The sequence below is a fragment of the Bradyrhizobium semiaridum genome (genome assembly GCF_020329505.1).
GTDB lineage: Bacteria > Pseudomonadota > Alphaproteobacteria > Rhizobiales > Xanthobacteraceae > Bradyrhizobium > Bradyrhizobium semiaridum.
Genome location: NZ_JAGKJJ010000006.1, coordinates 365,529 through 378,680, shown reverse-complemented (window position 1 = coordinate 378,680; position 13,152 = coordinate 365,529). Strand labels below are relative to the sequence as shown.

The following is a 13,152-nucleotide window of genomic DNA, read 5'->3' as shown; positions in this document are numbered from 1 at the left end:
TGTCTCCGCATGGAGAATCCCACCGTGGATACACCCCCACTCGCCACGCATCTCACGATGTGCGTCGGCCTCCCCGCAAGCGGGAGGGCGAAGTGAACCAGCCGATAAGCTTACGCGCCTCACATGCGATCGCCCTGCCTTGGAATGGGAGGCCGCTTTGCTCGCCAGAGCAGCGCTCTGGTCTCTCCACGGCACAGCGGTGCGCGGCTGGACCCCCATCCCGGCCTTGCCGTTTTCAAGAGGAAAGAGAAGACGGCCGGGATGACGGTCATCATGCTTTCCGATTCTGCAGAGCTGCTCTGCAGGCGAAGATTTTTCTCCGCCGCCCCTTGGGGTTTTCATGCACCTGCATTAACTCCCTGTAACATTTGGTGCGGGGTGCCCCGCAGCAGTTGCGGGGAACGACATGACTGTAACCACCGGAGACCTGCGTCCGACCTCTGCCACGTGGCGCACGCCGCTCGTCATTATCGTCTGCGGCTGCGCGATCGCGCTGCTCAGCTTCGGCCCGCGCGCCAGCCTCGGCTTCTTCGTGCAGCCGATGAGCAAGGAATTCACCTGGGGCCGCGACGTGTTCGGCCTCGCGCTGGCGCTGCAGAACCTGTTGTGGGGCCTCGGCCAGCCGATCGCCGGCGCGATTGCCGACCGCTTCGGCCTGCTGCGCGTCATGATCGTCGGCGCGCTGCTCTATGCGGCCGGTTTGCTGCTGATGCGCTATTCGTCGACGCCGCTGTCGCTCGATATCGGCGCCGGCGTGCTGATCGGTTTTGGTCTTTCGGGCTCCTCCTTCAACCTCGTGCTGTCGGCGTTCAGCAAGCTGCTGCCGCCGGAGCGGCGCGGCATCGCGCTCGGTGCCGGCACGGCCGCAGGCTCGTTCGGCCAGTTCCTGTTCGCGCCGTTCGGCGTCGCGATGATCGACAATTTCGGCTGGCAGGCCGCGCTGATGCGGCTTCCAACTCGCCTTCATCACCGTACATCTGCCGGCCTATCTCGCCGACCGCGGCATTCCGGCGACGACTGGCGGCTGGGTGATCGCGGCGATCGGCCTGTTCAACATCATCGGCTCGCTCAGCGTCGGCTGGCTGCAGAATCTGTTCCCGAAGCGCTACATCCTGTCGGTGATCTACTTCACCCGCGCGCTGTCGATCGTTGCCTTCATCTCGTTCCCGATCACGACCTTCTCGGCGATCGCATTCGGCGCGATCAGCGGCCTGACCTGGCTCTCGACGGTGCCGCCGACCTCGGCGCTGGTCGCGCTGATGTTCGGCACGCGCTGGTTCGCGACGCTGTACGGCTTCGCCTTCGTCAGTCATCAGGTCGGCGGCTTCCTCGGCGTCTGGCTTGGCGGCATCGTGTTCGAGCAGTTCGGTTCCTACACGCCGATCTGGTGGCTCTCGGTGCTGTTCGGCGTGCTGTCGGCGCTGATCAATCTGCCGATCGTCGAAAAGCCGGTGGTGCGGCCGGTTGCGCAGCCAGCCTGATGGGTTAAACATGCCCGGAAACAGGCTTTCCGGGAGTGCACATCGTGGCAACGTTCAAGGCGATCAGGATCGACAAGGCGGACAAGGGTACCGCCGCCACGCTCACCCAGTTCGACGGCGCCGAACTGATGGACGGCGACGTCACCGTGCGGGTCGAGTGGTCGACGCTGAACTACAAGGACGGTTTGGCGCTGACCGGCAAGGCGCCGGTGGTGCGCCGGTTCCCGATGATCGCCGGCATCGATTTCGCCGGCACCGTCGAGCAATCCGGCCATCCCGCCTGGAAGGCGGGCGACAAGGTCATCTGCAACGGCTGGGGCATGGGCGAGACCCACCTCGGCGCCTATGCCGAGAAGGCCCGCGTCAAGGGCGACTGGCTGGTACGGCTGCCTGACGGCATTTCAGCACGCGATGCGATGGCGGTCGGCACTGCCGGCTACACCGCGATGCTCTCGGTGCTGGCGCTGGAGAAGCACGGCCTGACCCCGAAGAGCGGCCCGGTCGTGGTGACCGGCGCGGCCGGCGGCGTCGGCTCGGTCGCGGTCGCCGTGCTGTCCAAGCTCGGCTACCACGTCATCGCCTCGACCGGCCGCCAGTCGGAAGCCGGTTATCTGAAAGGTCTCGGCGCTGCCGAGGTGATCGACCGCGCCGAACTGTCCGGTGCAGCGAAGCCGCTGGCGAAGGAGCGCTGGGCTGGCGGCGTCGACAGCGTCGGTTCGACCACGCTGGCCAATCTGCTGTCGATGACGAAATACGGCGGCGCCATCGCGGCCTGCGGCCTGGCCGCCGGTATGGATCTGCCGTCGTCTGTTGCGCCTTTCATTTTGCGGGGAGTGTGCCTTCTCGGTATCGACTCGGTGATGTGCCCGATCGAGCAGCGGCGAGTTGCCTGGGCCCGCCTGGCCAGCGATCTGGACAAGGTAAAACTCGCTGATATTACTCACGAAATTGCGCTGGATGAGGTCGTCCCCTATGGCGCGAAAATCCTCGCCGGCGAGGTTCGCGGGCGGATCGTGGTAAAAATAGTCTGAGGGCGTTCAGACTTTACCAACCAAGCTGCTCCAATGTTGCCACTGTTGGTATGGTAAGCAGCGGGTAAAGAGACTTGCAGCATGATCCCGGCGGGGAAATCCTCGCGGATGGCGTCGCCGTAAGGGTCATGCTCAACAAGGAGCGAGCCCGCGCTCGTAGGGTGGAGTAGCTGCATGCTTGCGCGTTTGGTGTTGGGGGCCGTGACGGCCGGAGCAATGGCCGTACCGGCGTTCGCAGGCATGATGAACGCCGACGAGGCGCGCAAATTTGTCGCCGGCAAGGTGTTCGCCTTCACCTGTTTCGACGGCACCCGCGGCGCCGGTCGCATCCTCGACGACATGGGCGCCGCCGGCTCGATCCAGTTCTCCGGCTCCGGTCCGATCCGCCATGTCCGGCTGCCCGGCAACACGCTGCAAGTCCGTGGCCAGAGCGTTTGCGCCTCGCTGAAGGGGATTCCGTTCGAACCCTGCTTCAATCTCGACAAGCAGGACGACCGTTCGTTCCGCGGCTCGGTTTCCGGCATGGGCTTCGCCTATTGCGATTTCCGCCACCAGGGCGCGCAGCAGATGCTGATGGCCCGGTCGGTGGCGCGGCCCCGCTCGCTGCATCCGCGCACCCGTTCGGCGGACGCCTCGCAGACCGAGGTGTCGCGGGTCGAAACGCCGCGGGTCGAGAGCTCAAAGCTCGAGCCGGTCAAGGCCGAGCCGGCCAAGGTCGAAAGCGCCCCGGAATTGCGCCGCTCGACCGACTGACGCGCGACCGTCATTGCACATCAGCTCCTTGTTTGCGCATGATCTTTTCGGAAAACCGGGATCGCGCTCGAAGTCTCGTCCTTTCGAACTGGCCCGAATATCCGCCGCCAAGCCGTAGTCATACGGATGGCGGCGTTTGCGCTGGTGGCTACTCAATAGCCGACGTTCACCGGAACGTGGGGACCACGCATTTGAGCACAGTTATGGCGCAGTATTTTTTTCGCATCAGTGATGGCGATTACGCGGGCGCGTCCGATCATCCGACGGAATTCGAGAGCCGGGACGCGGCCTGGGCCGAGATGACGAAGGTGTGCGGCAACTTCCTCGGCAGCATCTCGCGCAATCTCCAGCAGAACAGCGAATGGCACATGGAGTTGCTCGACGAGGGCAGGAAGCCCGTATTCAGAATCCGTCTGGTCGCGGAATCCGTCGATTGACATCTGCCGCTGCCGCTTATCCTTCCGCCTGCGCGACGGGCGGTGGTGCCTGCCTGCGAAACAGGATCCGCTGGTACAGCCAGCCGATCGCGACCAGCACGATGCCGAGGCACATGAACGACAACGCGCGATAGACGCCGGTCAGCGTCGACATGGCGACCATGAACGCCTTGAGGATCGTCAGGCCGATCACCGCCGCGGAGGCGAGCCGCGCCCGCTGCGAGTTGACCAGGATACCGATGCCAAGCAGCGCGACGCCGAACATCAGCCAGGCGAACGAGTAGGTATATTGCTCCGCATCGGTGGTCTCGCCGCGGCTCAGCACCGGCCCGTGGTAGAGCCGGCGAATTTCGAGGCTGACATAGGCGAGCGCCAGGATCAGCGCGCCGCCGGCGATCGTGTTGGCGTAGCTCGCCGGGCGGTGGCCGGCCACCGCGTAGGACAGCAGCAGCGCCAGCACTGCCGGCAACGCATACCCGAGCAGCAGCAAATTGATGAAGCTGCCGCCGACGTCCCGGTACCACAGCAGCGGGTTCTCCAGCCCGAGCAGCCCGAACACGCTGGCAAGTCCGGCAAAGACCGCGAGCAGGATCGCGGCCACATTGCGGACAATGCTGCCGCTGCGCAGCCGCAGGCGCTCCAGCCCGATCGCCATCGCAAGTGCCACGCAGACCTGCATCGCGATCTCGGTCAGTCCGGCGGCGCTGCGATAGACGTCGCCGCTGTTGACGGCATGACGGATCTCCATGAAGGCGAGCAGCACCGTGAACAGCACGGCGGCGGCTTCGACCATCCGGAGCGGCACGTCGTCGCCGTTGCGGCGCAGGAAATGGCTGCCAGCCCAGAACGACAGCGCCGGGATCCCGTAGCCCCACAGCAGCCAGTTGAAGATCGGCGTGCTGCCGACGGCATCGCCCGCGATGCGCGGCTCATAGCCGATGCGCAGCACCACGATGCCGGCGAGGATCGCGGCAAGCCAGCGCAGGAACGGGATCGGCCGCTGCACCGAAATCCACGCCGTGCCAGCCGACACCAGCGCCAGCGCGATGGTGAGCCAGCCCTTGTCGAGCGCGAAGGTGAGCGCGAGCGCGAGCGAGGCGAGCGTGCCGGTGGCTGACAGCGCGATCGAGGGTGACAGCTCCGGCCGTTCGCCGCGCCGCGTCAGCGCTTCGGTCGCGGCGGCATAGCAAGCCGCGAGCAGCACGGCGAGGATCGCGAACGGCACCGACCGATCCAGATGCGCGATCCGCGCATAGAGCGTGACCAGCAGCGCGATCGGAGTGAAGACCGCCGCGGCGGCCCAGGTCACCATGACCTGCATGGCGGTAAAGCGCAGCTGCGCGAAGAAGCCGGCGATGCCGAACGCCGCGGCGAAAATCGCCGCGGTGATAAGATGCAGCGAGACGGAGCCGTCGGTCGGCAACGGGCCGATGCCCGGGATGGCGCCGCCCGGCAGCACCAGGGTATCGACGTTGGCGCGGACGGCCCATTCGCCGAACACGATGAAGACGAAGATCGATGCGGCGCCGACCGCGCGCACCGCGGCCGGCGCGCGCCAGCCGACCAACAGGGTACCCGCGACCAGCAGCGCGAAGCTGATCATCGCGATGTCGGCATGATAGCTGTTCAGCACGATCAGCATCGCGCCGAGCAGATAGGCGGCAAGTGAGCCTGACGAGATCGGCTCGATCGCCTCGCCGTCGCTCTCGGGGCCGAACATGAAACCGCAGACCACCAGCAGCGCGGCAAGCATGAACCCAGCGATGACATGGAAGGCGTGCGGCGCGACCATGTGGGGTCCGCATTGCAGGCAGGGGAAGGTCCACAGCAGCGCGAACAGGATCGTCGTGACCGCAAGCCAGCGCCACAGGCGGATGCGCGCAAGTCCGAACGAGGCCGCGGTGACGATGGCGAGATAGATATAGAGCGACCAGAAGTCCGGCTTGTCCGACGAGACCAGGAGCGGGGTGACGAAGGCGCCGACGATGCCGAGCCCGGCGAGCGCCGGTCCGTGCAGCAATGCGGCCGCGAGCGTGCCGAGCGCGACCATGCCAAGCAGGATGAACGCGGTCGGCGGCGCGAGGAAGTCGTACAGCGCATAGGCGGCATAGACGGTGGCGAAGGCCACCGCGGTGCCGGCAGCGGTGAGGATCGCCGGAATGTTGGCGATCGGCAGCGGGGCGATGCCCGAGATATTCTCCTTGCGCCGCGTCCATTCGCCGGCCGCAAGCAGCGCCAGTGCGAACAGTCCGCCGAGCATGGTGCGCACGCCGGGGCCGAGCAGGCCGGCTTCGATCGAATAGCGCACCATGAAGAAACCGCCGAGCGCGAGTGTCAGGCCGCCGATCCACACCACCCAGCGGGTGCCGATGGTCTCCTCGAAGCCGGCAGCCGGCTGCTGCAGCGGCGGTGGTGCGGCGCCGGGCGCGCTTGCGTCCGGCTGGTCCTCCGCCTCGGGCAGGATAGGAGGTGGCTCGGGGAGTGGTGGCGGCTGCGTGGCGGAAGGCGCCATTGGTGGCGCCGGCTCGAAGTCCTGCGTCGGCGCCAACGGAGGCGGCATGACCGGCCGTGCCGCAGTCCATGTAGCAACCTCGATCGCATCCAGCCGTCGCCGCAGCGCGGCGACCTGGCTCATCGCCTTTTGCGCGAAAGCAATCGCGATAATGGCGATGGCAAGTGTGAGGAAATCAAACGGCGAGTCGAACATTGCGCCTTCGGCAAAGCGCGCCGGAGCCTTCGGCCCGTCGCAACTTATTATGTGCAGCCTGGAAGCTCGGAAGTTCAAGCCAAGGGGTGTGGCACGTTCGTGCTATTCCAGATCGATCCGGAATGGGCTGCCCTCGACGGTCATGCTGCCCGGCCCCATCGCCTCGAGCGCGCGCAGCATTCTCCCCTCGCGCCCCAGCGCCTTGTCGGCGAGGCTGACGATCAGCCGGTTGGGCTGCGCGATCGGCGAGGCTTCGCGGATCAGCCGGGCGATCGCCATTTCATCGCGGTGCGGATTGAGCGCGCAGGCGGCGGCAAAGGCGCTCGCAGTCGAGCGGCTGATCCCGGCATAGCAGTGCACCACCATCGGCGCGCGGCGATCCCAGCCGCGCACGAAGCTCAGCACCCGCTCAATATGCGTCTCGTTGGGCGCGACGAAGCCGTCCATCACTTCGGTGATGTCGTCCATCGATACCTTCAGATGATTGGCGGGAAGCACCGAGGGCGGCCGCGGTACCTGATCGACATTGGCCATCACGGTCAGCACATGGCTTGCACCAGTGATGCGGACCGTGTCGGACAGCGCGGCAAGCGAGCAGACGTGAAGCATGGTGGTCCTTAGGTACGTTGGCGCAATTATAGCCGCTGCCGCAGGGCGGGCAAAGCGAAGCGGGTGCGCACCCTACGAAACTACAATGCTGCGCTGCTACACGTGCAGTGCGTTGAACCGTTCGAGGAACTGCTTTTCGGCCCGGGCCGCAGTCCACGGCGTCAGGTAGTCGCGCTCGGTCGCCTCGGGCAGGCCGGGATCGCGGCCGAACAGCCGCTTGGCCTCGGCTTGCGAGAATCCCGCAAGATGCGTCGCCTCGAGATAGGCGGCGCCGCGATCGGCGGCCTTGATCTGCTGCGTGATCTCGTCTGCGAGTACGGCGGGCAGGCCGAAGCGGATGTGGATCGCGGACAGCAACCGCTTCTCCACCGCCTTGTAGTCGCCGCCCAGCACCGCCTTGAACGGCGAGATCATGTCGCCGATGACGTATTCCGGCGCGTCATGCAGCAGCGCGGCGAGGCGGTGGCGGATATCGACGCGCGGCGTCTGCTGGCGCATCACGGCCTCGACCAGTAGCGTATGCTGCGCCACCGAAAAGATATGTGCGCCGGAGGTCTGTCCGTTCCAGCGCGCGACCCGCGCCAGCCCATGCGCGATGTCGACGATCTCGATGTCGAGCGGCGACGGATCGAGCAGGTCGAGCCGGCGTCCGGAGAGCATGCGCTGCCAGGCGCGGACGGTCTCCGTCGATGGACGCACGGTCATTTCGCCTTGAGCCGCGGCGTGCGGAGCTTGCCGCTGCAGGCCTCGTGACAGAAGCAGCTGACGAGATGATCGTTGACCATGCCGGTCGCCTGCATGAAGGCATAGACGATGGTCGGGCCGACGAACTTGAAGCCCCGCGCACCGAGCTCCTTGGAGACCTTGATCGAGACCGGCGTCGAGGCCGGCACGCTCGCAGTGGTCTTGAACTGGTTGACCTTCGGCTTGCCGTCGACGAAGTCCCACAGGAATTTCGAGAAGCCGGGACCTTTCTCCATGATCTCCAGATACGACTTGGCGCTCGCCACAGCGCCCTCGATCTTGGCGCGGTTGCGCACGATGCCGGCATCGTTCATCAGCGCATGCACCTTCTTGTCGGTGTAGCGCGCAATCTTCTCGGGCTGGAAATCGTCGAAGGCTTTGCGGAAATTCTCGCGCTTGCGCAGGATCGTGATCCAGGACAGGCCGGCCTGGAAGCCGTCGAGGATCAGCTTTTCATAGAGCGCGCGGTCGTCATACTCGGGCACGCCCCATTCGGTGTCGTGATAGGCGATGTAGAACGGGTCTTCGCCCGGCCACGGGCAGCGCATCTTGCCGTCGGGATGCAGCTTGGCGGTGCGGCTCATGCGATGTTCTGTTTGGGCGGGGTGCGGACGACGTCGGGATCGGCGAGGCGAAGCGACAGCCCGCCCGCGGTCAGCGGCAGACCGGCGTCGAGCGCATCGGCGACGCGGTCGATGCGGACCAGCGCGAGGCCTTTCTCGCCCGCAGTCGAGCCGATGGTGCCGACCTGCTTCTCGCCGGCGAGGATGGTCGCACCGGCTTCGGGCGAGGGGCCGTCGAGGAGGATCTTCACGGTGCGGGTGCGCGCGGTGCCGCGATGCTGCATGCGCGACACGACCTCCTGGCCGACATAGCAGCCCTTGTCGAAGTCGACGCCGTTGAGGCGGTCCATGTTGGTCTCGTGCGGGAACGCATCGCCATACATGAAGTCGAGCCCGCCCCGCGGCACGCCGGTCGCGATGCGGTGCGCCTCATAGGCGCTGCTGTCGACGAGATCGGCACCGAGAATAACGGAGTAATCATCTTCGACGTCCGCATGTGGAGCCACCACGAGACGCCAGCCGAGTGCCGTATCGCGAGGATCTATGAATGCTATACCCGCCGTCATCCTGGGCTCGCCATCCCAGGCTGCCAGCATCTTAAGCCGATCGGAGAAGTCCTCGACGCTGACCTTCGCGCGTAGCTTGTAGAAGGTGAGCTTGTCGGCAAGTCGCTTCGCAAGTGCACGCGGCACATCCAGCAGAAAGCCACCGCCATGGTCGTCCGGGAGCTCGGTGATCAGGAAATCAACGATGATCTTGCCCTGCGGCGTCAGCAGAGCGCCGAACTTCGCCTGCCCCGGGCGCAGCTCGGTGATGTCGGTCGTGATGAGGCCGTTGAGGAAGTTGCGGGCGTCGTCGCCTGCGACCTTGACCACGCCCCGATCCGGAAGAAATGCTGCTTTCATTCGAAAAAACGGCTCTTTTTCAAGTTCCTTTGGGAAATGCCGGAGCCGGATTTCCCCCTGCCAAGCTAAGGCGCTACAGTGCCTCGAACAAGGCCCGCGCGACTGTGGAAAGCGGGCGTCGAGGACCGATGAATCAGCATTTTGACACCATTCTAAAATCCGGCACCGTGGTCAATCAGGACGGCGAGGGTGTGCGCGATATCGGCGTGGTCGGCGGCCGCATCGCCGCGATCGGCTCGCTCGGCCAGGCCTCGGCCGGCGAGGTGATCGATTGCAAGGGCCTGCACATCCTGCCCGGCGTGATGGACACCCAGGTGCACTTCCGCGAGCCCGGGCTGACGCAGAAGGAAGACCTTGAGACCGGCTCGCGCAGCGCGGTAATGGGCGGCGTCACCGCGGTGTTCGAGATGCCGAACACCAACCCCCTGACCGTCACCGAGGCGGCGTTCACCGACAAGATCAACCGCAGCCGCCATCGCATGCACTGCGATTTCGCCTTCTTCATCGGCGGCACCCGCGAGAACGTGCAGGACCTGCCGGAGCTCGAGCGCGCGCCGGGCTGCGCCGGCGTCAAGGTCTTCATCGGCTCCTCAACCGGCGCGCTGCTGGTCGAGGACGACGAGAGCCTGCGACGGATTTTTCAGGTAATCCGGCGCCGTGCCGCGTTCCACGCCGAGGACGAATACCGCCTCAACGAGCGCAAGCCGCTGCGGATCGAGGGCGATCCGCGCTCGCATCCGGTATGGCGCGACGAGACTGCCGCGCTGATGGCGACCGAGCGCCTGGTCAATCTGGCGCGCGAGACCGGCAAGCGCATCCATGTGCTGCACATCTCGACCAAGGAAGAGATTCTCTACCTGCGCGACCACAAGGACGTCGCATCCTGCGAGGCGACGCCGCATCACCTCACCATGGCCGCGCCGGAGTGCTACGAGCGGCTCGGCACGCTGGCCCAGATGAACCCGCCGGTACGCTCGGCCGATCATCGTGCCGGCATCTGGTACGGCGTCGAGCAGGGCATCATCGACGTGCTCGGCTCCGACCATGCGCCGCATACGCTGGAGGAGAAGTCGAAGGCCTATCCGGCCTCGCCGTCGGGGATGACCGGCGTGCAGACGCTGGTGCCCTTGATGCTCGACCACGTCAATGCCGGCCGGCTGTCGCTGGCGCGGTTCGTCGACCTCACCAGCGCAGGGCCGGCGCGACTGTTCAACATCGCCTGCAAGGGCCGCATCGCCGCAGGCTATGACGCCGATTTCACGATCGTCGACCTCAAGCGTAGCGAGACCATCACCAACAAATGGGTCGCCTCGCGCGCGGGATGGACGCCTTATGACGGCGTGCGGGTGCAGGGCTGGCCGGTCGGCACCTTCGTGCGCGGCAAGCGGGTGATGTGGCAGGGCGAGCTCGCGACGCCGTCAACGGGCGAGCCGGTCCGCTTCCTCGAGACGTTGCGGCCTTAAGGTATCTACTGCCGCGCCAGCACCAGCGAGAACTCGCCGTTGCGCAGGCGCGCAGGCAGGTTCTCGGCGAACGTCGCCACCGCGTCCTCGCCATAGGTGGTGACCAGCTCGGCGAGCGCCGCGAACAGGCTGGCCTGCGCCAGGCAGTCGCCGTCGACGCCATCAAGACGTGCTTCCGCCCAGGCCTGATTGAGGTAACTCAGCGCGGCCTGTTTCTGCTCGTGATCGGGACGCGGGTCATGGGGGAGGGGAAAGGACGCTGGATGGCGCATGCAACTTCATCAAAATGTATCCGCGGTCCGGGATCGAACCGCGGCAAGATCGTCGAGGTGTAGCACGCATCCCCCTACCGCCTAGCCCAAATCTTTAGAAAAGGTTAACGGGCCCTTGGGCATTTATGCGAATGAAGCGCCGATATGGTCGAGCACCGCGCGAGGTGAGGCGCAAAGATGGCTCGCGCCTGCCTCGATCAGCTCCGCAGAGCTGCCATAGCCGTAGGTGACGCCGACCGGGCGGATTCCGTTCCGTTTCGCGCCGATCACGTCGTGACTGCGATCGCCGATCATAACGGCAGCGGCCGCATCGACGCCGGTCTGCTCGAGCGCATAGGCCAGCAGCTCGGCCTTGTTGACGCGGGTGCCGTCGAGCTCGGAGCCGAACACGTGGTCGAAATGATCAGCCAGCCCGAAATGCGCGACGATCCGCGTTGCGAACACATGCGGCTTCGAAGTCGCCACGAACATGCGCCGCGGCGCCGCGCGCAGGGCGGCCAGCACCTCGGCAATGCCGGGATAGACCGCGTTCTCGAACAGCCCGACATCGCCGAACCGCTCGCGGTAGAACGCCACCGCCTGGTCGGCATGTTCCTCGCCTCCGAGCAGCGTCGCAAAGCTCGCCCGGAGCGGCGGCCCGATGCACCAGGTCAACTCGTCCTGGGACGGAACCGGGCGGCCAAGTTTGCGCAGCGCATACTGGATCGAGCCGGTGATGCCGGGCTTCGGATCGGTCAGCGTGCCGTCGAGGTCGAAGAAGATCGCAGTCTCAGTTGGCATAACGGGCCGTCAGGTCGCGGGAGATTTTCGAGCCCTCCTCAATGTAGCGGCGGATCGCAACGGCGGCGGCCGGCGTGCAGGTCCGGTAGGTCTGCTGGAACCCGTTATAGCCGCGGTTGAAGCCGGCGATCATGCGGGCGCGGCGGTCGCCGGTGGGGGTTTCGGCGTCGATCAGGGCCTGCATCTCGTTACGCCACTTGGTGCCTTCGTTGGCGTTGCAGATGCCGCGCAGATAGTGCAGCGCGCCGAGGATCTCGGCCAGCCGCTGCAGGTCACCGTCGAACGGCGCGGGCGCGTCCTGCGCGCGGGCGGGCGTCGCGAGGCATGCCGACAGGAGCAAAACAACGGTCAGAAATGCTTTGGTCATCAGGGGTTCCGGGACGGCCCGTGTATGCCCGCGCAATGCGCCCGAGGCAAGGCAGGCGGGAAGCAACTCATCGCCCGGAACCGGCCTCAGACCAGCCTCCGGGCCGCCGCAACCACGTCCTGGAGCCCACCGGTGACCTTGAGATCGCCGATCTCCTCCGGTGCCAGCCATTTGAAGTCGTCATGCTCGTCGTTCAGCACCACCTCCCGGGAGACCCAGCGCGCCGCGAACGACATGATCAGATAGTGCCCGCCGCCGGGCCCGGCCGGCAGCACCTCGCGCCAGCCGGAGAGGCCCAGGATCTCGATCCGCAACGCCGTCTCCTCGTCGACCTCGCGGTGCAGGGCGGCGTGCAGGGACTCGCCGAACTCGACTCGGCCGCCGGGCAGTGAGTAGAAGCCCCTGCCCGGCGAGCGGGCGCGGCGCACCAGCAGCACCTTGCCGTCGCGAAAGATCGCGCCTGAGACGGCAAGCTGCGGGCGGGACGGAGGTTCGGGAGAGGTCACGGTCATCGGGGCAACAGCATGCCCGATAAATCAGGCGCCTGCCATGATGCTGTCGACATCGGCCTCTGCCGCGCCGTTGATCACGCCCGCGGTCTGCATCACCAACGGCTTGACCCAGACGATCGCCTGCTCGGCGAGCGCGATCCGACTCTTGTCCTGCTGCAACCGGCGCATCGCCGAGCCGACCTCGGTCAGGATCCGCGTCATGCTGTCGGTGAGGTGGTCGAATTCGGCGCGAATGTCGACATCCGCCGCCTCATAGGCTTCGATCGCCAAATCGCGCGCCTTGAAATTAGAGGCGATGAAATGCTCGGCATAGGACAGCGGCCGCCATTCCAGGAAATCGCTGGCGCATTCCGGCATGTCCGGAATCATCTCCAGCAGCATGATGGCTTCGTTGAAATGATTGAGGTAGTCGGTCGCAAGCCCGGTGCGCGGATTGATGTTGCCGGCGCGCAACTGCGCTGCCCGCGCCTCGTCGGGATACGTCGGTCGCGGGGATGAGCCCGCTATGGCGGCCGTTGAGGTCATCGC

14 protein-coding genes and 1 pseudogene are annotated in these 13,152 nt (G+C 65.9%); 5 read left to right on the top strand and 10 right to left on the bottom strand.

Annotated elements, in window-relative coordinates:
• The first annotated feature begins 406 nt into the window (after nt 1-406).
• From J6500_RS10590 to J6500_RS10575, 4 genes and pseudogenes are all read left to right on the top strand, one after another.
• Nucleotides 407-1,481, top strand: a pseudogene (locus tag J6500_RS10590) (MFS transporter).
• Between the two features lie 44 nt (nt 1,482-1,525).
• Nucleotides 1,526-2,512 carry an acrylyl-CoA reductase (NADPH) gene (gene acuI, locus J6500_RS10585; RefSeq protein ID WP_225712625.1) on the top strand — a complete coding sequence of 329 codons (987 nt, stop codon included), beginning with the start codon at nt 1,526-1,528 and terminating at the stop codon, nt 2,510-2,512.
• A 174-nt stretch (nt 2,513-2,686) separates the two neighbouring features.
• Nucleotides 2,687-3,265 carry a hypothetical protein gene (locus tag J6500_RS10580; RefSeq protein WP_225712624.1) on the top strand — a complete coding sequence of 193 codons (579 nt, stop codon included), beginning with the start codon at nt 2,687-2,689 and terminating at the stop codon, nt 3,263-3,265.
• 203 nt (nt 3,266-3,468) lie between these two features.
• Nucleotides 3,469-3,702: a DUF6894 family protein gene (locus J6500_RS10575; RefSeq protein WP_225712623.1), complete on the top strand. Its 234-nt coding sequence runs from the start codon at nt 3,469-3,471 to the stop codon at nt 3,700-3,702.
• 16 nt (nt 3,703-3,718) lie between these two features.
• Here J6500_RS10575 and J6500_RS10570 read toward each other — a convergent pair whose 3' ends face one another.
• The 5 genes from J6500_RS10570 to ygfZ all read right to left on the bottom strand — a co-directional run bounded on the left by J6500_RS10570 (nt 3,719) and on the right by ygfZ (nt 9,230).
• Entirely contained in the window at nt 3,719-6,409 is a 2,691-nt protein-coding gene (locus J6500_RS10570) for a DUF2339 domain-containing protein (protein ID WP_225712622.1), read from the bottom strand.
• A 102-nt stretch (nt 6,410-6,511) separates the two neighbouring features.
• Nucleotides 6,512-7,018 carry a tyrosine phosphatase family protein gene (locus J6500_RS10565; protein WP_225712621.1) on the bottom strand — a complete coding sequence of 169 codons (507 nt, stop codon included), beginning with the start codon at nt 7,016-7,018 and terminating at the stop codon, nt 6,512-6,514.
• 96 nt (nt 7,019-7,114) lie between these two features.
• Entirely contained in the window at nt 7,115-7,723 is a 609-nt protein-coding gene (locus J6500_RS10560; protein ID WP_225712620.1) for a YfbR-like 5'-deoxynucleotidase, read from the bottom strand.
• Nucleotides 7,720-8,346 carry a DNA-3-methyladenine glycosylase I gene (locus tag J6500_RS10555; RefSeq protein ID WP_225712619.1) on the bottom strand — a complete coding sequence of 209 codons (627 nt, stop codon included), beginning with the start codon at nt 8,344-8,346 and terminating at the stop codon, nt 7,720-7,722. Before J6500_RS10555 ends, J6500_RS10560 begins: the two co-directional genes overlap by 4 nt.
• Nucleotides 8,343-9,230 (bottom strand): CAF17-like 4Fe-4S cluster assembly/insertion protein YgfZ, encoded by an 888-nt coding sequence (gene ygfZ / locus J6500_RS10550; protein ID WP_225712618.1) that lies wholly within the window; start codon nt 9,228-9,230, stop codon nt 8,343-8,345. The genes J6500_RS10555 and ygfZ overlap by 4 nt, the downstream gene beginning before the upstream one ends.
• A 128-nt stretch (nt 9,231-9,358) precedes the next feature.
• On the opposite strand from ygfZ, the gene J6500_RS10545 reads away from it, so the two are divergent.
• A complete protein-coding gene (locus J6500_RS10545; protein WP_225712617.1) occupies nt 9,359-10,693 on the top strand; it encodes a dihydroorotase in 1,335 nt (444 codons plus the stop codon).
• A 5-nt stretch (nt 10,694-10,698) separates the two neighbouring features.
• On the opposite strand, the gene J6500_RS10540 is transcribed toward J6500_RS10545, so the two are convergent.
• The 5 genes from J6500_RS10540 to J6500_RS10520 all read right to left on the bottom strand — a co-directional run bounded on the left by J6500_RS10540 (nt 10,699) and on the right by J6500_RS10520 (nt 13,149).
• Complete coding sequence (locus J6500_RS10540) at nt 10,699-10,965, bottom strand: hypothetical protein (RefSeq protein ID WP_211982752.1); 267 nt, start codon at nt 10,963-10,965, stop codon at nt 10,699-10,701.
• Between the two features lie 123 nt (nt 10,966-11,088).
• Nucleotides 11,089-11,745, bottom strand: a complete 657-nt coding sequence (locus J6500_RS10535; RefSeq protein ID WP_225712616.1) for an HAD family hydrolase — start codon at nt 11,743-11,745, stop codon at nt 11,089-11,091.
• A complete protein-coding gene (locus J6500_RS10530; RefSeq protein WP_225712615.1) occupies nt 11,735-12,112 on the bottom strand; it encodes a TIGR02301 family protein in 378 nt (125 codons plus the stop codon). The genes J6500_RS10535 and J6500_RS10530 overlap by 11 nt, the downstream gene beginning before the upstream one ends.
• 86 nt (nt 12,113-12,198) lie before the next feature.
• Nucleotides 12,199-12,618, bottom strand: a complete 420-nt coding sequence (locus tag J6500_RS10525) for an NUDIX hydrolase (protein WP_225712638.1) — start codon at nt 12,616-12,618, stop codon at nt 12,199-12,201.
• Between the two features lie 30 nt (nt 12,619-12,648).
• On the bottom strand, nt 12,649-13,149 hold the full coding sequence (locus tag J6500_RS10520) for a hypothetical protein (RefSeq protein WP_225712614.1): 501 nt from the start codon (nt 13,147-13,149) through the stop codon (nt 12,649-12,651).
• Nucleotides 13,150-13,152: the final 3 nt, after the last annotated feature.

Bases quoted from the DNA above. Each gene is read 5' to 3' on its own strand.
- J6500_RS10560 (WP_225712620.1), bottom strand. From the start codon at position 7,723: ATGACCGTGCGTCCATCGACGGAGACCGTCCGCGCCTGGCAGCGCATG.
- J6500_RS10535 (WP_225712616.1), bottom strand. From the start codon at position 11,745: ATGCCAACTGAGACTGCGATCTTCTTCGACCTCGACGGCACGCTGACC.
- J6500_RS10580 (WP_225712624.1), top strand. From the start codon at position 2,687: ATGCTTGCGCGTTTGGTGTTGGGGGCCGTGACGGCCGGAGCAATGGCC.
- J6500_RS10570 (WP_225712622.1), bottom strand. From the start codon at position 6,409: ATGTTCGACTCGCCGTTTGATTTCCTCACACTTGCCATCGCCATTATC.
- J6500_RS10565 (WP_225712621.1), bottom strand. From the start codon at position 7,018: ATGCTTCACGTCTGCTCGCTTGCCGCGCTGTCCGACACGGTCCGCATC.
- J6500_RS10520 (WP_225712614.1), bottom strand. From the start codon at position 13,149: ATGACCTCAACGGCCGCCATAGCGGGCTCATCCCCGCGACCGACGTAT.
- ygfZ (WP_225712618.1), bottom strand. From the start codon at position 9,230: ATGAAAGCAGCATTTCTTCCGGATCGGGGCGTGGTCAAGGTCGCAGGC.
- J6500_RS10575 (WP_225712623.1), top strand. From the start codon at position 3,469: ATGGCGCAGTATTTTTTTCGCATCAGTGATGGCGATTACGCGGGCGCG.
- J6500_RS10530 (WP_225712615.1), bottom strand. From the start codon at position 12,112: ATGACCAAAGCATTTCTGACCGTTGTTTTGCTCCTGTCGGCATGCCTC.
- J6500_RS10540 (WP_211982752.1), bottom strand. From the start codon at position 10,965: ATGCGCCATCCAGCGTCCTTTCCCCTCCCCCATGACCCGCGTCCCGAT.
- J6500_RS10555 (WP_225712619.1), bottom strand. From the start codon at position 8,346: ATGAGCCGCACCGCCAAGCTGCATCCCGACGGCAAGATGCGCTGCCCG.
- J6500_RS10545 (WP_225712617.1), top strand. From the start codon at position 9,359: ATGAATCAGCATTTTGACACCATTCTAAAATCCGGCACCGTGGTCAAT.